Here is a 19380-nt window from a genome sequence, read left to right on the forward strand (position 1 = left end):
ATCCACAAACTGGGAGTTTAGTCAAGAGCTCGTTCGTTCCTCCACCCTGGTCTCGCACATGCGATCAAGAGCGATCCCGCTAACCGGTAGACTAATGTATTGTAATTTGCGCTACACCCGTCTATCTTTTTACACGCAGGAGAAAAACCATGACCACCAGCGCTGAACGCAAGGAACACCCGATCTCGATGCGCCTCCCCGAGGCCGACGTCGCAATGATCGATCGCGCCGCCGGCCTGCGCGGCCGATCACGCACGGACTTCGTGCGCGAGGCTGCCGTTCGCGCCGCCGAGGACGTATTGATGGAAAACCGGCTCATTCGCATGAGCCCAGAGGGCTTCGCCGACTTCATGGCGGTCCTGTCCGGACCTGCGACCCCGGTGCCCGAGATCGTTGAACTGGCAAAGCGTCCGGCGCCGTGGGAACCCGGCTACGTCGCAAAAAGCTGAGCCTTGGCCCTCTCGCCTCCCGAACCGCTCACCGCGGCTCACGACGTTTCCGAGTTCACCTGCGGAAAACCGACTCTCGACCATTGGCTCATGACCCGTGCGCTCTCCAACCAGGAGAAGGGCTTCACCGCCGTCCTGGTCGTGCATGAGGCGGGACGTGTGGTCGGCTACTATGGCCTCGCGCCGACCGCAGTCGTTCCGGGCGTCCTGCCGCGCTCCATCCGCACCGGCCAACCGCCCGATCCAGTGCCCTGCCTTCTGCTCGGGCAACTTGCGACCGACATCGGCTGGGCAGGGCGCGGGATCGGCACAGGCCTGCTCAAGCACGCTCTTGAGCGCTGCGTGACCGCGGCTGCGCTCGTCGGCGGTCGCGCGCTGATGGTCAACGCCGTCGACGACGAGGCTGCAGAATTCTGGCGGCGGCGCGGATTCCTTCCATCGAAGGACGACCCCCTGGTCCTGTTCCGCTCAATGGCAGCGATCATCGCCTCAATCGCCGCAGGAAAGGGATGAGGACGGATCATGGTTTTTTCCACGATCAACAACGAGTTCAGCAATGCCAAAAAATTTAAGCCGGCGAAGCCGCCAATTCCGAACATTCAGAACGCATCACCGGCGATCGGCAGCCGCGTCAAAGTCTGGTTCGACAAGCCGTCGAAGGATCTTCTCATCGAAAGCGAAACGGGTGCCATCACGCGCGATATCTACGGCATATGCCTCGAAGACGTTCTGTTCGATACCGAGACTACAGCTCGGGAAAACATCCAGACATTGCTGCGATCTACAATGTCGCGGGCGGAAATGCGGGCTTGGCTAAGGCGTTGACGGAGACTGAACTGGCTGGCCGGGCTCGCGTAGTAACCCACGAAGCGAATTCCATCACAATCCCGCTTATGCGTGATGACGTCGTTTCGTTCAATATGTTATCGCGCAAGACCCGGCCGAGATGCTCAAATTGGCCATGGATGTCGCTTTTGCGAAAACCCCACAACCCCAAGGAGCAGCATCTTGTCGATTTCGGCCTGCATACGCGCTTCAATCTGCCAAGATTTGCGTTGGAGACCGTCGATTGGGCCGCAACTTTCTCATCGAACTCAGAACCCCGGTAGCCTCCTTACGATTAGCCCAATCGTCGGTGGCCAAGCCCGTTTTGAAATTTCGGCCGACCGCATCTCGGCCGGAAAAATCCTGCAAAGTCACCATCTCAACCTTCACTGCTGGTTTAGCGATCAGCCCATACGTCGGAGGCATAGGAGCCCGGGGCTTGCCGGAAGACGACTGTAGGGTTGCCGTTTAGGAATACACGGTGATGGATATGGGCGTGGATCGCGCGTGCTAGAATCTGGCGTTCGACATCACGGCCAATGGAAACTTAATCCTCCCCGCTCTGGGCGTGGGCAATGCATGCTATGTCCTGCTCTATGATCGAACCTTCATCGAGATTACAGTCTTGATCCCAAGGTTGGCGGTGAAGGCCTCCGCGTGCGCCAGACGCTTACACTCCGGCAGGACGTCAGTCGGCGGCCGCTCGTATCCGTCCACCTAGGCGACGTTGAACACCGAAAACGCCCGGGAACCATCCGCCGGTGGCTACCATCATCGCCGTCATCGTCGTCTGCCGGCTCGGACGAAGCGATCTGCTTCCACAACACGACAGTAGTTGAGCGCTCGCCCTTGCGCACCTGCGCCTGCGTCGCGCCATTGCGGGGCCAGAACAAGAACTGCTCGAAATCATACGCTAAGGTCGAACGGAGCATGAACCTCATGCCGCCAAGAGCATTTTCCCCGGCAAGCGGAGCGGCCTGAAGCCTTCCGGAAGGTCCGGCGCCGTGTCCCAAGCATAGATGCCAGTGAGATTGATGTGTTCCCAGCTCAGCGGCGAGACGTGCTTTAGCAAGGCGTCGGGGATATTCCGGCCACCCTGACGCAGATGGGTGACGGCGCGGCTGAGATAGACGGTGTTCCAGTGGACGATCGCGCTGACGACAAGATTGAGACCAGAGGCGCGGAATGCCTGGCTTTCGAATGATCGGTCGCGGATTTCGCCTCGCTCATGGAAGAAGACGGCACGCTTGAGCTTGTGCGCTGCCTCGCCCTTGTTGAGACCGGCTTGGCACCGCCGACGCAAGGCCGGACTGGAATACCACTCGATCATGAACAAGGATCGCTCGATACGGCCGAGTTCCCGCAGGGCTTTGGCCAACTGACTCGGATTCGGCGAAGCAGCCAGCTTTTTGAGAATCGTCGAGGGTGCAACGGTACGCGCACGGATCGACGCCGCCAGATGCAGCAGATCATCCCAATATTCCATGATGAGCGCGGTATTGATCCGCACGCCGATATGGTCCGCGAGGGCCGGGTAGGTATCGGCTTTTTCGAAGGTATGGAATTTCCGGTCCTTGAGGTTGCGCAGTCGGGGCGCAAAGCGCTTGCCGATCAGGGCGAAGAGGGCAAAGACATGGTCGCTGGCGCCGCCCGTGTCGGTGAAGTGTTCCTCGATGTCGAGGATGGTGTCGTGGTCGAACAGCCCGTCCAGAACATAGGCCGCCTCGCTTTCAGTCGGACTGATGGGCAGGATGCTGAAGTAGCCGTACTGATCGGAGAGATGGCTGTAGAATTTGGTTCCTGGCTCGCTGCCATAGTGGAGGTTGATATCGCCGCGCCCTGCAGCACGATCACTGGCCCGGAAGAACTGACCGTCGGAAGACGCGGTCGTTCCATTTCCCCAGAGCAGAGCGTGGGGATGACGCGCATGGGCGTCGGTCACGCTTGCCTGCGCCGCCCGATAAGTTTCGGTCCTGGCATGGAACATGCGCATCCAGCCGATCTGATGGGCGCTGATCCCTTTCGATGCGCCCGCCATGCGTTTCGGCCCGAGATTGGTTGCGTCCGCGAGTGTGCCGGCAAGCATAGCAGCGATGTTTTGCGGCATGTCGCCCGTTCGCACATGGGTGAACTGGTCGGCAAAGCCCGTCCACTCATGCACCTCTCTGAGAAGATCCGGCACCTCGACGAGCGGGTACATGTCGTTCAGCTCAAGATTCAGTTCCTCGGCCGCGGCAGGAACTTCGCTGGCCAGCGGCGTCACCAGCAGGGTTCCGGCCTCTAGACGGACACCCTCAAGCTTGCCGTTCCGGGCGCGGTGTGCGAGGCGTTTCAGATTGAAGTCGAGCAATTGCTGCATTTGCGCGAGCCATTGCGCCCCGTCGCGCTGGACGCCGAGGCCGAGCTGGTCGGTATCTTTGAGATCGGTGAAGGCAGGGCGCGGCATGAGATGCTCATCCATCGGGCGAAATACCCTGCTGCCTTCGACCCAGACATCCGCTGAGCGAAGCCGCTCCCGCAACGCCGCCAGCGTGGCAATCTCGTAGAGACGACGATCAGGTTTTGATCCGCTGAAGATCAATTTGCGGGCCGTCGTGCCGAGATGGGCAACCGGAACCCGATCTGGAAGGCTGCGCCGCCCATCTTCGTAGAGGGATTTGAGGGTTTCAATCGCCGCAAGCAGGGGATCGTTCCGGCGAGCCGAGCGGAAAGCGAAGGTGCGTAGAAACAGCGCCGCATATTTGCGGACGTTCGCGTATTGCTCCACCGCCACAAGCAATGGATCAGGATCTCCATTTTCCACCATGGCTTCGAGAGCGGGCTTTACCTGCAACAGACGATGCCAGCCGACGTAGCGGTTGATCGTCTCGATCGCATCCTCATCGTTGTCGTTGGCGGCCTGAAGGGCGGAAATCGTATCGAGAAACAGCCGGAGCGCCTTCGCCGTCTCTTTACGCGTTTCGGCATGGCGCTGCTTCTTGCGATTGTTGGCCTGGGAAAAGAGCCTGCCGATCAGCTTTATGAACATGGTGACCGCGTCGTCGGTCAGCTTGTGGCCGAGCTTGATGACTTGGGCGACGATCGTCGCGCGCCGACGGCTGGCGTTGAAATCGGCGGCAAGCCAGGCCGGCGTGACATCGCCCTCCCGGATCATCTGGTCCCAGCGCCCGGAATGGATGCGGCCTTGCAGGCGGGGATCGATATTGAGGGTGCGAATGAAGGAGAGCCTTTCCATCATCGCGAGCAGGTTGCTGGAGCCGGGTGCGTCCGGAGCAGATCGTAGCCAATGGAACCGCGTCTGTGCGATCGCCGGATCCACCTTCAGCAAATCGTCGAGGCTCTGGAGCTGCTCAGCGGAAAAGCCGGAAATCAACGCCGCTTCCGCGCGCCGTCGCGCTATGGCGCGTGCCGCCAGCCCGATCCGCTCGATGGTGTCCGGCGTGGGAAGCACCACATTGCGTTCCCGCATGGTGGTGACGATTGCCTTGGCAATCGAAGACCCCTTGTCGGTCGTCGCCGCCGTTTCGATTCCCGACATCAAGGCGGCCCGCCGGTCCGGAGCTGCTGCGGTTCTCATCCCAAGGTAGGCGAGGAGGTGCGAGACGTGCTCCAGCCGGGTCGGCTCACGCCTCGCATAGGAGTTGAAGCTTTCCGGTTCGGCGTTCAGTTGCTCAGCGATATAATGAAGCATCATCCTCGGCGGTATTTCGTTCGCCATGAGCGTTCTACCCGGATATCGCATCAGGCAAAGCTGAACGGCAAAGCCAAGCTGGTTATGTTTGCGCCTCCGGACTGCGATCTCCAGCCGATCGGCCGGAGACAGGGTATAGTGACGGATCAGGCTGTCTTCATCGGTCGGCACGTCGAACAACTCCTGTCGATCCTGAATTTTGAGAAGCTTCCGCCGGGCCATTTCTTTACTCCATGCAACTTCGCGCCAATGGCCTCTGGCATGTCCGAAAACGACCGGTTCCGTACAGGGTGAAATCGCACTGTCCACAAATTAGCTTGACATAATTACGGACATGCTCGACATTTCGGACAGCCTATTCGGACGAATCGAGCCTATGCCACGCACCTTTGCCTACGTCCGTGTCTCCACGACCGGCCAAACGACTGAAAACCAGATCCAGGAAATCCAGGCCGCCGGGTTCCACATCGAGCCGCGCCGCATCGTCACCGAAACTATTTCCGGCAGTATCGCAATTGCGCGGCGCCGGGGCTTCATCCGGCTCATGGATAAGCTCGAAGCCGGGGATGTGCTCATCGTGACGAAGCTCGACCGTCTTGGTCGGGACGCCATCGATGTGAGCACCACAGTAGGAAAACTGGAGGAATTGGGTGTCCGGGTTCACTGCCTCGCTCTCGGTGGTGTCGATCTCGCAAGCTCCGCTGGCAAGATGACCATGAACGTCATCAATGCCGTCGCACAGTTCGAACGTGATCTGCTTATCGAACGCACGCAGTCTGGCCTCAAACGGGCAAGATCAGAAGGAAAGACCCTTGGCCGACCAGCGCGGCTCAACGAAACGCGGAAGCAAGATGTTCTTAAAGGGCTGGCCAACGGCCTGAGCGTTTCAGCTCTCGCCAGAAAGTTCCAAACCAGCCGACAGACCATCATGCGCGTCAGAGACGACAGTTCACGTTCCGTTCGACCTTAGCGTATGATTTCGAGCAGCTCTTGTTCTGACCCCAGGAAGACCGATGCGCGGGCGTGGATGGATCAAGGCGTTGCGTCAGGACGAGGCTCGGGAGGTGCTTGCGCGCATTGCGGAACTGGAGCGCGACCTCATAGCGCCCACACTTCAAGGACGCCATCGACGTTTCGAAGCCGGACATGAACTTCGCAACGCGAAGTTCCGCCTGGCGCGTCTCGAGGAATGCATCGCCGAAATGCCGCAGAACATAGGCGCTAGCGGAAGCTTCGCCGCTCGATGCTTGTAGCCGAACATCATCTCTCTGCTGCGGTCAATTGATCCTCAGAAAATGCGGAATGGAAGGCGGCCCTGCCAAGGCGCGAATGGCTGGCCCCACACCAAGTTCAGTCGGCGTTGCAGTCCTGTACAAGGATTCCGAAAGCCACCTGCGCTTGCGTCCCTGTGGTCACACTGCTCGTCGATAGGTCCAGAGTTGTGCGGGGGGAACATTGCGAACGACGAAATCATAGTGAGAAACGATGTAACGGTCGGGCATTTTGAGCACCGGTGACAGAAGACCGTAGGTGATTTGGATCACAGGTCGCCCGGCGGGCATTCGTGCAAGCAAATCCTCGAGCAGTGTGAGACGCTGTTGCATCGGAAAGCTCAACATCGGCACTGCGCTTATGACACAATCGAACTTTTCTCGGCGCTCCCCCAGAATTTCTTCCAGGGCAAACGCATTGCCCAAGCGGAAATCCACTCCTGGAAAGCGTCGCACCAGGCCTTCATAGAAATCCTTGGAATATTCGACCGAAGTCAACCGATGCGGTTTGATCCCTCTTTCCAGGATGGCCCTGGTGATGACACCCGTCCCGGCACCAAGCTCCAAAACCGGCAATCCAGAATGCGGGTTGACCACACTAGCCATGCGGCGCGCGGCATGGATCGACGTGGGCATGAGTGCGCCCACACCTTTCTTATCCTTCTGCCAACATTTGAAGAATTGCACTTCTTCCTCAAGTTTCTTGCCAAGGCGCTCTTTCAATCGAAAGACCATATCCGCTCCCTTCTCCCGATCCGCGTCGAGGCGACTTTTTGTCGAAGTCTCGCCATATAAACAAGCCTGATTCACAGGGATGATTGCCGCGCTGGAGGCGCGAAACGCCCGCGCCGGCTGGCCTTGTCCACCATGATGATGTTTTTCTCGCTCAGATGCGCGCCAGTTCTTCCTGTATGGAAATCTCGGTCATGGCCTCGAGAGCCCCTCACGGCTCGTCGAGCAGCCGTATCTCCGGCTGCACCATCAGCGCCAGCGCGACGCACGCAGGGTTTCTCATCTGCTGCGGGCTTCGCCAGGCGCACAGCAGACAGCGAGGCCGCTACGGCCGCAAAAAACCCGCGACGGCGGCTCGATTCCGGGACCGGTCCGCCATTTTTGGTAGGTGATCCGTGCAAATGCGTGGCGTGGATCACCCCAGCTATCTCGTGGCCGCCCCATTGCCAACGTCCTCTTTTCAGCCGGCCGAGCCTCCCAATCGCCGGACCAATGATGACGATCCCCTCTGAATTTTTTGAAGAGCCTGACGGTCTGCGCCGTCTTAGTTGTTCCGGCTTTGCCATAGCCTTCTCTGCCGCGCAGGCGGCAAAGTGCTATGACTCTACAGTGTAATGGCCTTGGAAAATACGACGGCTGGACCACAATAATGAGGTTTAAGCTGAAGACTTTTCAGAGAAACCCCCAAAAAGGAAACAGCAGCTCTTCCGGTCCTTGCGAGCCCGGCCGTTCCGATCGGCCGGTAATCATCGCAGGCCATAGTGCCTGTCCTTCCACGACCGGAGCCGAAGCGATTTTTCTGCTGACAGCTTCACGCTGGGTCCTGTTCCAAGCCGAACTCGCTGGCAAGGCGCATAGGGCATGAGGAACCGCTTTTGGCGACGACGTGAGTTGGCGCCGATCAGAAACGCCAGCTGCTCTGCAGCGCCCTAACCCGCCTGTTGTTGGGCGGCGCGTGCTCCGAATGAGCATTGGAGGCGAACAGCGTTTCCCTTGAGTGGCAAAGAACAGCACCTGATACTTTTATAGTCTACCAAATCGCTGGACATACTAGCAGCGAAATTCGGAGCCTTCCCAAAACTGGAGCAAGACGATGGTGTTAGCTGTGGAGAGATTTTCAAGAAGGAGGTTTGGTGGGTTCGTGACCGCGTTCGCGGTAGGCTTGGTCGCTTCTTTCTCCCCCCTCATTGCCCAGGCAGGTAGTCCGGACGCTGGCAAACTGCCGACCAAAATCCCGGCGGGCACTGTGCTTCGTATCGGCGATCCCGAGACGCAAAGGGCGCTGGAATTATCGGGGCTGATCAATCAACTGCCGTTCGAGGTCGAATGGGCCAATATCAGCGGCGGTCCACAGACAATCGAAGCCTTTCGCGCCAACGCATTGGACGTCGGATCGGTTGCCGACATTCCACCCATCCACGCGACCTGGACGGGGCTCAAGGTCAAGATCATTGCCGCGAAGTTCCGCAAGGATCCGGTTGCGCATCCGATCTATCAACTCGGCATTGCACCGGGAGTCGAGGTCAAGACGCTCGCGGATTTGCGCGGCAAACGGATTGCTTTCAGCCCCGGTCAGGCACAAGGCGCGCTGGTGCTGAGGGTCCTGCAGGCCGCCAGCCTGGAAAAGGAGGATGTAGATCTCATCGAACTGCCCAGCAAAGGCGATGCCTATCCGGTGGCACTCTCCGGCAAGCAAGTCGACGTCGCGCCGATCTCGGGCGTCCTCATCAAGCGCTATCTGCGCCAGTATGGCGCCGACGGCGCTGCCACCATCCCGCACGGCTTGCGCGATGATCCAGCCCATCTCTATGCCCCACAAGCCGTGCTTGAGGACCCGGCCAAAGCAGCCGCTCTCGGCGAATATGTGCGCTACTGGGCGCTAGCCGCCCGTTGGGTGGAAGAGCATCCCAAGGAGTGGATCGAGGGCTACTACGTCGCCACCCAGGGCCTCAACACAGAAGATGGCCAGTATCTGGTCGACGCTGATGGTCAGTTCGACATCCCCTCGGACTGGAACGACGTGATCGTGCGCCAGCAGGCGACGATCGATCTCCTGGCCAAGGAATTGAACAAGCCCGCGATCAAGGCCGAGGACCTGTTCGACAGGCGCTTCGAGGCGATCGCCACAAACGCGCTGAACGCCTCCTGACGCCTGCTTCCCGAGACCGGAGACGACACCGATGAACGCATTCTCCAACACCGCCGCAGTTGCCCCCAACATTCCCTACCCATCGGATGAAAGGGTGCTGATTTCGCCTGCGGCCGAGCCCCGCAAGACCGGGACGAGGCGTCGCTTGGCGCTTGGGCGAACGATCCCGTTTGGCGCGCTGATCGGGCCTGTACTTCTTCTTGTGATCTGGTCCATCGGCAGTATCGCCGGCCTGATCGATCCTAGAACGCTGCCGGCGCCTTGGTCGGTTGTCGTAACCGCCATCGATCTCATCGCCGAAGGGAGGCTTCAGCATGATTTGATGACGTCTGCCTGGCGGGCAGCACAGGGGCTGGTGTTCGGAGTGCTGATCGGGACCATCCTTGCTCTCATTTCAGGTTTGTCGCGGCTTGGCGAGGCCATCATCGACGGCCCCGTTCAGATCAAGCGGGCGATACCGACGCTCGCTCTGATCCCGCTGCTGATGCTGTGGTTCGGCATCGGCGAGGGCATGAAGGTGACGGCCATCGCGCTGGCTGTCCTGATCCCGATCTATATCCAGACCCACAGCAGCTTGCGCAGCATAGACAGCCGGTATGTCGAACTGGCCCAGACCTTGCGAATGGGCTACGGCGAATTCATCCGCGAGGTCATCCTGCCCGGCGCCCTTCCAGGGTTCTTCCTTGGCCTGCGTTTCGCGGTGACCTATGCCTGGCTGTCTCTGGTGGTGGTCGAACAGGTCAATGCCACCAGCGGCATCGGCTACATGATCGATCTCGCGCGCAACTACGGCCAGACCGACATCATCATCGTCGGCCTCGTCGTCTACGCATTGCTCGGTCTCGCCTCCGACGGCATCGTCCGCTTCTTCCAGGAAAGGTCGCTGGCATGGCGTCGCACCTTGGCGGATTGAGCGGCGCGCCCGTGGTGCGGGTCGAAAGCCTTGTGAGACGTTTCGGGCCGCGAACGATCCTCGACGGCCTCAGCCTCGACATCGAGAAGGGGGGGTTCGTCGCCCTTCTCGGCCGTAGCGGGTCGGGCAAGAGTACATTGTTGCGCGCGCTCGCCGATCTCGATGACAAAGTCTCCGGCTCCGGCCTACTCGAAACACCCGACAAGAAATCGGTGGTGTTCCAGGATGCCCGACTGTTGCCATGGAAACGAGTGCTGGAGAATGTGGTTCTTGGCCTCGACCTGCCGGACGCCGCCGAACGCGGACGGGTAGCTCTCGAAGAGGTTGGCCTGAGCGGCCGAGAGAACGCGTGGCCGGTCGAACTCTCTGGTGGCGAGCAGCAGCGGGTGGCATTGGCGCGCTCGCTGGTTCGTGATCCTGAGCTGCTGCTAGCGGACGAGCCGTTTGGCGCGCTCGACGCGCTGACCCGCCTGCGCATGCACGATCTGCTGCGCCAGCTCTGCGCCCGTCACCAGCCGGCCGTCCTGCTGGTCACACATGACGTGGACGAAGCCGTGATGCTGGCGGACCGTGTTTTGGTGCTCGACAACGGCGCGATCGTCGCCGACATCGCAATCAATGTCCCCACGCCACGCGATCATGGCGATCGCCGGTTCGGCGAGATCCGCTCCGAACTTCTGCGTCATCTCGGCGTCGAGACAAAACCTGTGCTGCCCGTCTGAGCGGCCCAAGACTTGTCGCTCAGCATCACCACCCAGGAGGACCAACTATGCCCGCCGAAAAACGACAGTTGAACCTCAACCTTTTCATCTATCCTGGCGGCCATCATGAAGCCGGCTGGCGCTACAAGGATTCCGCCCCTGAGAGAGTGCTGGATATCGCCTATTATCAGGAACTGGCGAAAAAGGCCGAGGCAAGCAAGTTCGACGCGCTGTTCTTTGCCGATGGGCCCGCGCTTGCCGACAACATTCGCTACGCAAGCCGCTTCAGGCTGGAGCCGCTGACATGGATTTCGGCTCTCGCTGCTGTGACGGAACGCATCGGCTTCGTCGCCACGGCCTCGACAACCTACAACGAACCCTCTGGCCCGGCTGTTTGCTTCCGTCGATCATTTGAGCGGCGGGCGCGCCGGCTGGAACATCGTCACGACGGGCGATGCGTCCGCAGCGTTGAATTTCGGCTTTGACCGACATCCAACCCACGCCGACCGTTACGAGCGCGCAAGCGAATTCGTTGATGTGGTGACTAAGCTCTGGGACAGTTGGGAGGACGACGCGCTCGTCTCGGACCGGGAGTCCGGAATCTTCGCCGACACCGACAAGATCCACCCAATCAACCACATCGGCAAATATCATCGGGTGAAGGGACCGCTCACTCTTCCGCGCTCGCCGCAGGGGCGTCCGGTCTACGTCCAGGCAGGTTCGTCCGAAGACGGACGGTCATTCGCAAGCCGCTATGCCGAGGCGATATTTACAGCACATCAGACACTCGGCAACGCGCAGGAATTTTATGCCGACATCAAAGCGCGCGTGAAGTCGGTTGGCCGCAACCCTGACCACGTCAAGGTCTTGCCCGGCATCAGCCCCTTCATCGGTTCCACCGAGGCGGAAGCCCGCGCGCTGCATGACGAGTTCAACGAGCTGACGCAGCCGGAATACTCCCTTCACCAGCTACGCCGCATCGTAGACGCCGACCTTTCCAGCTACGACCTGGACGGGCCATTTCCGCGCGAGGTTATCCGCGTCGAGGGCGAGCGTGGTGCGAGCAGCCGCTTCCACGTCGTACTTGACATCATCGAGCGCGAGAATCCAACCATCCGCCAGTTGCTCCACCGCCTTGCCGGGGCGCGCGGCCATTGGGTCCAGGCCGGGACGCCCGAGCAGATCGCCGACAAGATCCAGGAATGGTTCGACAATGGTGCCGCGGACGGCTTCAATATCATGCCGCCCTATCTGCAGGGCGGGTTCGACATATTCGCCGAGGAAGTGGTGCCGATCTTGCGCAAGCGCGGACTTTTCCGGCTCGACTATGACGGGGCAACGCTGAGGGACCATTTCGGTCTGCCGCGCCCGGAAAATACGTTCAGCCGGCCACAAAAGGCGACCGCCTGAGCAACCTGCGCATCGGGCAACCTAAAAGCGATACTGCCAACACCACAATGGTTTGTGGGGCCGCCACGGAGACCCGCGCGATCATGACAGTCGTCTTTTCCGCGTATTGCGACCCGACTCCGGCACCGCTCCGATCGTGATTTGCTGCGATGGTCGTTAGCAGGAAAACTTGCACAAAAAAGCCGGGCCAAACTGGCCCGGCAATGTGAAGGTCAAGTCAAACCTCCAGAGGGGAACACCAGCTGGCAGGGATGGGAGGAAAACCGCCAGCTGATGAATTTATCAATGCACTGGTCCAAGGCGCTTCGCTACGAATGAAATGTCAAAATCCCGCAATCTTGCGAAAAATTGTGCTAGCGCCGTACCGCGCCCACTGGGATTTTCCGTTTCGAGGTCCGACGATGCGTTCGGCTCTGTGGAGCAAGCGACCAAGCCCCCTGCGTCATGCCGCTGTGGGCTGGATGGCAGAGCCAGTCTGCTGGCCAGCCGGAAGCCAGCTTCGCCGGCTTTTCGGGTTTTTTGCCGCGCTTTGCATTCCGACTTGGGCTATGCGAGCGAACACGAATTTGCGGTCGGGTTTCCGGCCGACCCCGGGGCGAAGGAGCGCATCGAGCCGGCCGGCGCACAACTGGCCGCATTGTTGTTGCAGGCTCGCCCAGTCCCGTCTCGGGAGTTCAACATACGAGCAGCGACGGCGGCCTGAAAAACAACGAGAAATCAACGTTGTCGGGTTGTATATAATGTCACTAGAATTTATGTGTCATGCAGGGCCGGGCGCGGTGGGGACGAACCGAGGAGCCAGGCGATTCCAACAAGTGGCAGTCCGCTGCCGCACGCCAGGACGACGCTCGTCAAATGCTCACCAGAAAAGGCAAGTCCGGCCTCAAGGCGCTGGTGCATCTCGCGCATCTGCCGACCGGACAACTCGCTTTCGTCAACGACATCGCGACCAGCAACAACATTCCGAAGAAGTTTCTCGACGCCATTCTCGGCGAGCTTCGCAATGCCGGCTTCGTACAGAGCCGGAAGGGAAAGGAAGGCGGATATCGCTTGGCGCGTCCAGCCACGGATATCAAGGTCGGCCATGTCGTGCGTGTTCTCGACGGGCCTCTCGCGCCCATCCCTTGTGCGAGCCGCACGCGCTACGCGCGTTGCGAAGATTGCGATGAGGCGACATGCCAAGTCCGTCACATGATGCTGGACGTGCGGCATGCAATCGCCGAAGTTCTGGACAACCGCAGTCTCGCCGAGATGCGGGACGCCGCGAACAACGATCTTGCCGCAACCTTGAAACATCAGGCCTGATTTCGGCGTCCCGCTACAGGCGGCGCTCATGACGGAGCGCAGCCGCAGCTCCATCATCATTGTCGGCGGGGGCGCTAGCGGCCTCATCCTGGCTGGACATCTTCTGCGTTCTCCAGATCCGAGGCTGCGGGTCACGATTGTCGAAAAACGCGCAGCAGTCGGCCCTGGCATTGCCTATTCAACGTTGCTGCCGGATCACCTGCTCAATGTAAGCGCGATGGGCATGAGTGCGGTTGCGGACGACCCCGAGCATTTCTGGCGCTGGCTGCAAGACAAAGGACTGGCGAAGGAGGAAGACTCCCCAATCTATGCGCCGCGCAGTGTCTATGGCCTCTACCTCCAGGAGCTTCTCGTGGAAATCGCCGAGCGTGAACAGACCCGACTCCGTCTCGTTCAGGAAGAAGGCGTCTTGATCTCGCCCAGTCCCGCCGGCGTGGAACTGCGGCTGGCGAATGGAACGAGCATCGTCGGGCATGTCGCGGTGCTCGCGGCCGGGCATGACGAAGAGCCTGCATCGGAGCAGGACTTTGCAGTTCGCATCGGCTCGGCCAAAGACACACCTATCGATCCGGATTCCCGCGTGGTCGTTCTGGGCACCGGGCTCAGCATGGTCGACGCCTGGCTTACTTTGGAGCATCGCGGCCATCGCGGCGAAATCGCCGCCGTGTCCCGGCGCGGACTGTTGCCTTCGCCGCACCAAAAGGGCAGCCCGATTCGGCTGGACAGCGCAGATATCCTGCTCGGCACCGAGCTTTCCTACTTTGTCGGCTGGTTCCGCGAACTCGTCCGCGCAACCGAGAAGGCCGGCGGAAACTGGCGCGACGTAGTCGACGGACTAAGGCCCTACAATCAGCGCATCTGGCAAAGTTGGCCGGTGAGCGCAAAGCGCCGCTTTCTCGAATACACCAAGGCCTGGTGGGACATCCACCGGCATCGGATGGCGCCGGAGATCCACGCAAGAGTAAGCGAGGCGGTACGGTCGGGCCGGCTCAGGCTCATTGCCGGCCGGGTTCTGGATGTCCATCGGGAAGGTCGAACGCTGACGGTCAATCTGCAACTTCGGCAGTCGCAGGCGATAGAAAACCTGGAAGTCGCCGTCGCCTACGACTGCACCGGCATCGTCAAGGATGTCTCGACCGGATCGATCGCCGTCGTCCGCTCGCTGACCGATCGCGGGCTCGCGCGTCCGGACCCGCTTCGGCTCGGCCTCGACGTGACTGCGGACTGCGCGATAATCGATGTGGACGGCGCGCCCTCCGACAAGCTGTTCGCCATCGGTCCGCTCACCCGCGGCACATTCTTCGACATCGACGCCATCCCCGACATCCGGATCCAGTGCGCACGCTTGGCTGAGCACCTGGCTGGATAGGCGCCTTCAAATCGCCTTGGAGCAGCGGGAGGCCACTCAAGCGCGGAGCCGTCTGCCCATCGTCGATGTCCCCGACTGCCGCGGCGCGGGCGCTATAGCGCGCCGTTCCTTGCGAGCGAGGGGGCTGCAGAGCAACGGCGCGATTGCCTGGCCGAACCTCTCGATCTTTTCCGGATCATATGGGCCGGTCACCATGAATTCCGAGACGCCGGCATCGGCGTAAGCGATCAGGGAAAGCGCCGATCGCGGGGGCGGACCGGCCACGTGAACCGCGTCCGCGCGGCTAAGCGGCCGCTCGCGCGTGAAGCTCACAGGCATTGCGAAACGGATCTTCCCGGACCTTCCGTACTGAGCCGCTGCGGCGCGCACGCGGGCAATCAGCACCCGCACATCCTCCGGCGCACCGGGCGCCAGTTCGAATATATCGGCATGCCGGCCGGCGACCTTCAGCGAGGTTCCGGAAAGCCCGCTCATCCGGATCGGTATTGCGATGCTGCGCTGACCCTTGTTCGGAACGAACCCGCCACGGACGCTGTAGAACGGACCCTCATAGTCGAACGGCTTGTCATTCGACCACAGCCTCTTCAACAGCCTCAAATACTCGTCCGTGCGCTGGCAGGTCGCGATATGGCTCGGGTGCGAATCTGTAGCGACATCGTTTTCGGCAATGCCGTCGGGCAGAATTCTTAGAGCCAGACGGCCTCCGCTGGCGGCTTCTATCGACGCCAGCTGGCGTGCCGCCACCGTCGGTGCGACGACCCCTGCCCAATGTGTAAGAACAATCTGAAGCGACGACGTCAACGCCGCCGCGTTGGCCGCAAGATCGAAGTTGGTCAATAGGCCGGCGGCACCATCGATCACGACGCGTCGAAATCCCGCATCCTCGACTTGTGCGAGGGCTGCCGCGGATGCGTGCGGATCAAAAAAGAACGGCGCGGCTGCAGAAAGATCGTTCGAATGGGTACCGGGGACGAAAGTGAACTCGATGGACATCGCATCTCTCCTTCGTTCTCCGCCACAGTCGGCGAAAAGATTGGATCCTGCTCTCCGCGATTAAAGGGAAAGCCGCTCAGGGGATGAGCCCAAGCACAATCGCGGACGCGAGGCCGAACGAGAGTGCAAAAGCCGCGTACGCGGCCACCTTGGTTGAGGCTGGCACCGTCACGGTGCCTGATCGTGTAGCCCTCCTGCGAGGGTTCGCGGCATGGACATAGGTCATAGCATCCTCCAACTGCTGTTAGTCTATAAAATTAGTAGACTTTGTCGATTGCGAATTTTGGTTCGGGTGCAGAAAATGGTTCTCCGGACGCGGCGCTCGGCGGAACTTTCTCGCCGCAGCGCATAGTTCTTCGCGCTGCTTCCACCGGTCAGTAGATCAGGACATCAACATCAAAGTAGGTTGCGGCCCGCAACGTCACACATCGGCATTCACGACGATCCATAGGCGCCGTGATGGTAGATCAATGCCGGGCCGGCTCTCCGCTCGCCACATATCGGACGCTGCCGAGGATCAGCGCGTGGCTGTGGCGGACGATCACCGCGCAGTCGACGGCGGCAAGCGCACCGTCGAGTGCCAACGCGCCGGTCGCAAGGCTAAGCCAGCGGGCCCCCTCGTAACGCTCCACCCCCTTCAGGCCGCCGCGTCCGGCGAAGCGATCGGCAATCGCGATCTGGTCGGCTCGCAGCACGTTCACGCAGAAATGCCTATGCCGCCTGATTGCTGTCCAGGTTGATGAGTTCAGGTTGATACTGACGACCATCACCTCCGGCTCGACAGACAATGAGTGGGCGGTCGTAACGGTCGCGCCCGTCCTTCCGTCGCCAATACCTGCGGTAACCACGGACACGGCTCCAGCCAGGTGCCGCATGGCAGATTTGAGCGGGACACGGGTTTCAATCAGGGGAACGCGCTCGGTCATAGTCATCTGGACAGCCTCATTGTGTCTTGCAGCTTCACGACGCCTGACGACGCAACGCCGTCTGGTATCCAAGCCATTGGTGGATTTCGGCGGCGATGCGCTCGGCATGCGCGGTGACTTCGGGGATTCCCATCAGTTCGCCAACGCTGCCGCGCGCCAGTGGCCCGCTGACGAAAACGCTGCCAGTCGGCCGCCCGGATGTGCCGACCGCACGGCCTTGGCTGTCAGTCTCCAAGCCAAGGCCAATCGGGTCGAGCCGCACCAATCCCATCCGCGCCAGCGCCGCAATCGCCGCGTTGGTCCGCAAAATATCGGCGTGTGCCGGCCCGGTCGTCACGATCACGCTGTCGTAGGCCTCGGCAAGGAGGCGGCGTTGGCCACGCAGTCGCTGCCTGACGCGAATGCGTCCGTCGACCTGATCGGCGCCGACAATCGATGCGGCGCGATAGGCAAGCCTGCCCTCCGCAACCTGGCGATCGAGCACGTCCATGATCTGTGGCGCCACGCGGAAGCGATGCACATCCCACAGCGCCCGAAGATGGCGCACGACGCGGCGTTGCTCAGCGAGAGGCAAGGCCCGCCAGATGACCTGTCCCTGTCGCCGGACGGCGTCGAGCACCGGGTGCCAGCTTTCGCCCTGCTGCGCAGCGGTGGCGATGGTCGACCGGATACGCCTGAGCAGCACTGTGGCGCTGCGTGAAGGCAGGCCGGTGAAGTCGCCGATGGGATCGGCATGCGTAGCCGCATGGCCTCGCGACCGGTAGCCATGGCGCGACAGTGCTGTGATGCGACCGCAATGGCTATTGCGGTCGAGCGTTGCGATGACATCCGCCGACGTCAGTCCAGTGCCGACGACGAGCACATGGTCGCAGCGTCCGATCGCTTCCAGCCTTTCGAGATCATAGGGATTGGCCACCAGCCCGGCTGCGCCAGCCACGGACTGCAGGGGCAATGGCAAAGTCGGTGGCGGATGCGTCGTCGCAAGCACCAGAGCGTCCGCTGCGAGCGTTCCTCCCTCAGCGAGGATCAGGTGGTAGCCCTCGCCACTGAGCTTGGCTGACGCGACCGCGGATCTGACATGGCGGATTGTTTTGCCGAACAGAAAGGGCTGAAGATGGGATTCCACGTAGCGCCCGAAAACGCGACGCTGCGGGTAGAGCGCTCCATTGGCGGCAATGGCCTCGGGATCGTCCGCAATGGCGCCGGTCTGCTCCAGCCAGTCGGCAAAGTGGCTGTCCTGGCCGGAGATCAGCGTCATCCTCGACGCCGGCACATTGATGCGGTGTGAAGGATCGGGCGTCGAATAGGCCAGACCATAGCCGAGCCCCTCTCGGGGCTCGACGACCACGATATCGGCAGCTCCGGCGGGCAGAAGCCGCGCAAGATGAAACGCAGTCGCCGCACCGGAAAAGCCGCCGCCGATGATGACTACGACCGGCCCCCTGCCCGATTCTCTGGCGCTCAAGACTGACTCGCGCGCAGTGCCGACGGTCGATGGTCGCCGGCCACCGTTTCGCCAAAAGGCCCCATGTTCACGGCCGTTGCCCGTGTCGAGATTTCGTGATCGAGCGGCAATAGCGGCAGCACCAGTTCGCCAAAACGATAGGCTTCCTCCAGATGCGGATAACCGGAGAGGATGAAGGTATCGATGCCGATACGCCGGTATTCGTCGATCCGTTCCGCCACCGTGGCCGCATCGCCGACCAGGGCGGTGCCGGCGCCGCCGCGAACCAGGCCGACGCCGGCCCACAGGTTCGGACTGATTTCCAGCTTGTCGCGACGGCCGCCATGCAGCCGGCTCATTCGCGACTGGCCGACGGAATCCATGCGCGCGAAAACCTTCTGCGCCTCGGCGATCGTCCTATCGTCGAGGCGGCTGATCAGCCGGTCGGCATCGGCCCAGGCCTCGTCATTTGCTTCGCGGACGATGACATGCAATCGGATTCCAAAACTCACCGCTCGTCCCGCCTTCTCGGCAAGGCCGCGCACATGATCAACCTTGGCGGCGACGTCGGCCGGCGGTTCGCCCCAGGTCAGATATTTGTCGATCTGTTCGGCGGCGACCGCGTTGGCCGCCTCTGACGAGCCGCCGAAATAGAGCGGCGGATGTGGCGTCTGCACGGGCGGAAACAGCAGCCGGCCGTCCTCGATGCGGAAATGCTTACCTTCGAAAGCGACGGTTTCGCCGCGCAGCACGGCCTTGTAGATGTCGAGGAATTCCCGCGTCACCTCATAGCGCTCGTCATGGCTGAGGAAGATGCCGTCGCCCTTGTTCTCGACCGGATCGCCGCCGGTGACCACATTGATCAGCAGTCGTCCGCCGGAAATGCGGTCGAGCGTCGAGGTCATGCGCGCGGCGAGCGTCGGCGATTGCAGGCCCGGCCGGACGGCGACAAGAAAGCGGAGCCGCTGCGTCAGCGGCGCCAGAGCCGACGCCACGACCCAGCTGTCCTCGCAACTGCGTCCGGTCGGCAGCAGCGCGCCATAGTAGCCGATGGCATCAGCGGCCTTGGCGACTTGGGTGAGGTAGGGCAAGTCGACCGCCCTGCCCCCCTCGGAGGTGCCGAGATAGCGGCTGTCGCCATGGGTGGGAAGAAACCACAGGACCTTGATCCTGTCGGGAGTGGCAATGCTCATGAATAGTCC

At 61.2% G+C, this 19380-nt stretch carries 16 protein-coding genes and 3 pseudogenes; 11 read left to right on the forward strand and 8 right to left on the reverse strand.

Annotation, left to right across the window (positions count from 1 at the left end; translation table 11 throughout):
* Nucleotides 1-149 precede the first annotated feature (149 nt).
* The 3 genes from JG739_RS32245 to JG739_RS32255 are packed head-to-tail and all read left to right on the forward strand — an operon-like array spanning nt 150 to nt 1274.
* Nucleotides 150-449, forward strand: coding sequence for a type II toxin-antitoxin system TacA family antitoxin (locus JG739_RS32245; protein WP_202367827.1), 300 nt, complete (start codon nt 150-152; stop codon nt 447-449).
* Nucleotides 450-452: 3 nt separating this feature from the next.
* Entirely contained in the window at nt 453-962 is a 510-nt protein-coding gene (locus JG739_RS32250) for a GNAT family N-acetyltransferase (protein WP_202367828.1), read from the forward strand.
* A gap of 9 nt (nt 963-971) precedes the next feature.
* The gene (locus JG739_RS32255) at nt 972-1274 is read left to right on the forward strand and encodes a hypothetical protein (RefSeq protein ID WP_202367829.1); all 303 of its coding nucleotides are present in this window, start codon (nt 972-974) and stop codon (nt 1272-1274) included.
* A gap of 397 nt (nt 1275-1671) precedes the next feature.
* On the opposite strand, the pseudogene purU reads toward JG739_RS32255, so the two are convergent.
* Together purU and JG739_RS32265 are read right to left on the reverse strand one after the other, a co-directional pair.
* Nucleotides 1672-1893: pseudogene (gene purU, locus JG739_RS32260) on the reverse strand (formyltetrahydrofolate deformylase); the annotation flags it as partial.
* Nucleotides 1894-2211: 318 nt separating this feature from the next.
* The gene (locus JG739_RS32265; RefSeq protein WP_202367830.1) at nt 2212-5187 is read right to left on the reverse strand and encodes a Tn3 family transposase; all 2976 of its coding nucleotides are present in this window, start codon (nt 5185-5187) and stop codon (nt 2212-2214) included.
* A gap of 154 nt (nt 5188-5341) precedes the next feature.
* On the opposite strand from JG739_RS32265, the gene JG739_RS32270 reads away from it, so the two are divergent.
* Nucleotides 5342-5935, forward strand: a complete 594-nt coding sequence (locus JG739_RS32270; RefSeq protein WP_202367916.1) for a recombinase family protein — start codon at nt 5342-5344, stop codon at nt 5933-5935.
* Between the two features lie 43 nt (nt 5936-5978).
* Nucleotides 5979-6218, forward strand: coding sequence for a hypothetical protein (locus JG739_RS32275; RefSeq protein ID WP_202367831.1), 240 nt, complete (start codon nt 5979-5981; stop codon nt 6216-6218).
* A 159-nt stretch (nt 6219-6377) separates the two neighbouring features.
* Here JG739_RS32275 and pmtA read toward each other — a convergent pair whose 3' ends face one another.
* Both pmtA and JG739_RS35810 read right to left on the reverse strand, forming a co-directional pair.
* The gene (gene pmtA, locus JG739_RS32280) at nt 6378-6971 is read right to left on the reverse strand and encodes a phospholipid N-methyltransferase PmtA (protein ID WP_202367832.1); all 594 of its coding nucleotides are present in this window, start codon (nt 6969-6971) and stop codon (nt 6378-6380) included.
* A gap of 154 nt (nt 6972-7125) precedes the next feature.
* A pseudogene (locus tag JG739_RS35810) lies at nt 7126-7233 on the reverse strand (ABC transporter ATP-binding protein); the annotation flags it as partial.
* Between the two features lie 828 nt (nt 7234-8061).
* Between JG739_RS35810 and JG739_RS32285 the strand changes: the two are divergent.
* The 6 genes and pseudogenes from JG739_RS32285 to JG739_RS32310 all read left to right on the forward strand — a co-directional run bounded on the left by JG739_RS32285 (nt 8062) and on the right by JG739_RS32310 (nt 14815).
* Nucleotides 8062-9117: an ABC transporter substrate-binding protein gene (locus JG739_RS32285; RefSeq protein WP_202367833.1), complete on the forward strand. Its 1056-nt coding sequence runs from the start codon at nt 8062-8064 to the stop codon at nt 9115-9117.
* 31 nt (nt 9118-9148) lie between these two features.
* Entirely contained in the window at nt 9149-10030 is an 882-nt protein-coding gene (locus JG739_RS32290) for an ABC transporter permease (protein ID WP_202367834.1), read from the forward strand.
* Complete coding sequence (locus JG739_RS32295) at nt 10006-10752, forward strand: ABC transporter ATP-binding protein (protein WP_202367835.1); 747 nt, start codon at nt 10006-10008, stop codon at nt 10750-10752. The genes JG739_RS32290 and JG739_RS32295 overlap by 25 nt, the downstream gene beginning before the upstream one ends.
* 47 nt (nt 10753-10799) lie before the next feature.
* Nucleotides 10800-12141: pseudogene (locus JG739_RS32300) on the forward strand (LLM class flavin-dependent oxidoreductase).
* A gap of 855 nt (nt 12142-12996) precedes the next feature.
* A complete protein-coding gene (locus JG739_RS32305) occupies nt 12997-13446 on the forward strand; it encodes an RrF2 family transcriptional regulator (protein WP_202367836.1) in 450 nt (149 codons plus the stop codon).
* 28 nt (nt 13447-13474) lie between these two features.
* Nucleotides 13475-14815, forward strand: a complete 1341-nt coding sequence (locus tag JG739_RS32310; protein ID WP_202367837.1) for an FAD/NAD(P)-binding protein — start codon at nt 13475-13477, stop codon at nt 14813-14815.
* 36 nt (nt 14816-14851) lie between these two features.
* Here JG739_RS32310 and JG739_RS32315 read toward each other — a convergent pair whose 3' ends face one another.
* The 4 genes from JG739_RS32315 to ssuD form a co-directional block, all read right to left on the reverse strand.
* Nucleotides 14852-15808 (reverse strand): LLM class flavin-dependent oxidoreductase, encoded by a 957-nt coding sequence (locus JG739_RS32315; RefSeq protein ID WP_202367838.1) that lies wholly within the window; start codon nt 15806-15808, stop codon nt 14852-14854.
* A 467-nt stretch (nt 15809-16275) separates the two neighbouring features.
* Nucleotides 16276-16740 (reverse strand): flavin reductase family protein, encoded by a 465-nt coding sequence (locus JG739_RS32320; protein ID WP_244750014.1) that lies wholly within the window; start codon nt 16738-16740, stop codon nt 16276-16278.
* A 28-nt stretch (nt 16741-16768) separates the two neighbouring features.
* Nucleotides 16769-18199 carry an FAD/NAD(P)-binding protein gene (locus tag JG739_RS32325; RefSeq protein ID WP_202367839.1) on the reverse strand — a complete coding sequence of 477 codons (1431 nt, stop codon included), beginning with the start codon at nt 18197-18199 and terminating at the stop codon, nt 16769-16771.
* A complete protein-coding gene (ssuD, locus tag JG739_RS32330) occupies nt 18196-19371 on the reverse strand; it encodes an FMNH2-dependent alkanesulfonate monooxygenase (RefSeq protein WP_077379717.1) in 1176 nt (391 codons plus the stop codon). The genes JG739_RS32325 and ssuD overlap by 4 nt, the downstream gene beginning before the upstream one ends.
* Between the last annotated feature and the right edge of the window lie 9 nt (nt 19372-19380).

The organism is Mesorhizobium sp. L-2-11 (assembly GCF_016756595.1).
Classification (GTDB): Bacteria; Pseudomonadota; Alphaproteobacteria; order Rhizobiales; family Rhizobiaceae; genus Mesorhizobium.

What these genes read in the sequence shown, in the direction of transcription:
- JG739_RS32245 (WP_202367827.1), top strand. Translation starts at nt 150, where the DNA reads ATGACCACCAGCGCTGAACGCAAGGAACACCCGATCTCGATGCGCCTC.
- JG739_RS32255 (WP_202367829.1), top strand. Translation starts at nt 972, where the DNA reads ATGGTTTTTTCCACGATCAACAACGAGTTCAGCAATGCCAAAAAATTT.
- JG739_RS32265 (WP_202367830.1), bottom strand. Translation starts at nt 5,187, where the DNA reads ATGGCCCGGCGGAAGCTTCTCAAAATTCAGGATCGACAGGAGTTGTTC.
- JG739_RS32270 (WP_202367916.1), top strand. Translation starts at nt 5,342, where the DNA reads ATGCCACGCACCTTTGCCTACGTCCGTGTCTCCACGACCGGCCAAACG.
- JG739_RS32275 (WP_202367831.1), top strand. Translation starts at nt 5,979, where the DNA reads ATGCGCGGGCGTGGATGGATCAAGGCGTTGCGTCAGGACGAGGCTCGG.
- pmtA (WP_202367832.1), bottom strand. Translation starts at nt 6,971, where the DNA reads ATGGTCTTTCGATTGAAAGAGCGCCTTGGCAAGAAACTTGAGGAAGAA.
- JG739_RS32285 (WP_202367833.1), top strand. Translation starts at nt 8,062, where the DNA reads ATGGTGTTAGCTGTGGAGAGATTTTCAAGAAGGAGGTTTGGTGGGTTC.
- JG739_RS32290 (WP_202367834.1), top strand. Translation starts at nt 9,149, where the DNA reads ATGAACGCATTCTCCAACACCGCCGCAGTTGCCCCCAACATTCCCTAC.
- JG739_RS32295 (WP_202367835.1), top strand. Translation starts at nt 10,006, where the DNA reads ATGGCGTCGCACCTTGGCGGATTGAGCGGCGCGCCCGTGGTGCGGGTC.
- JG739_RS32305 (WP_202367836.1), top strand. Translation starts at nt 12,997, where the DNA reads ATGCTCACCAGAAAAGGCAAGTCCGGCCTCAAGGCGCTGGTGCATCTC.
- JG739_RS32310 (WP_202367837.1), top strand. Translation starts at nt 13,475, where the DNA reads ATGACGGAGCGCAGCCGCAGCTCCATCATCATTGTCGGCGGGGGCGCT.
- JG739_RS32315 (WP_202367838.1), bottom strand. Translation starts at nt 15,808, where the DNA reads ATGTCCATCGAGTTCACTTTCGTCCCCGGTACCCATTCGAACGATCTT.
- JG739_RS32320 (WP_244750014.1), bottom strand. Translation starts at nt 16,740, where the DNA reads ATGACTATGACCGAGCGCGTTCCCCTGATTGAAACCCGTGTCCCGCTC.
- ssuD (WP_077379717.1), bottom strand. Translation starts at nt 19,371, where the DNA reads ATGAGCATTGCCACTCCCGACAGGATCAAGGTCCTGTGGTTTCTTCCC.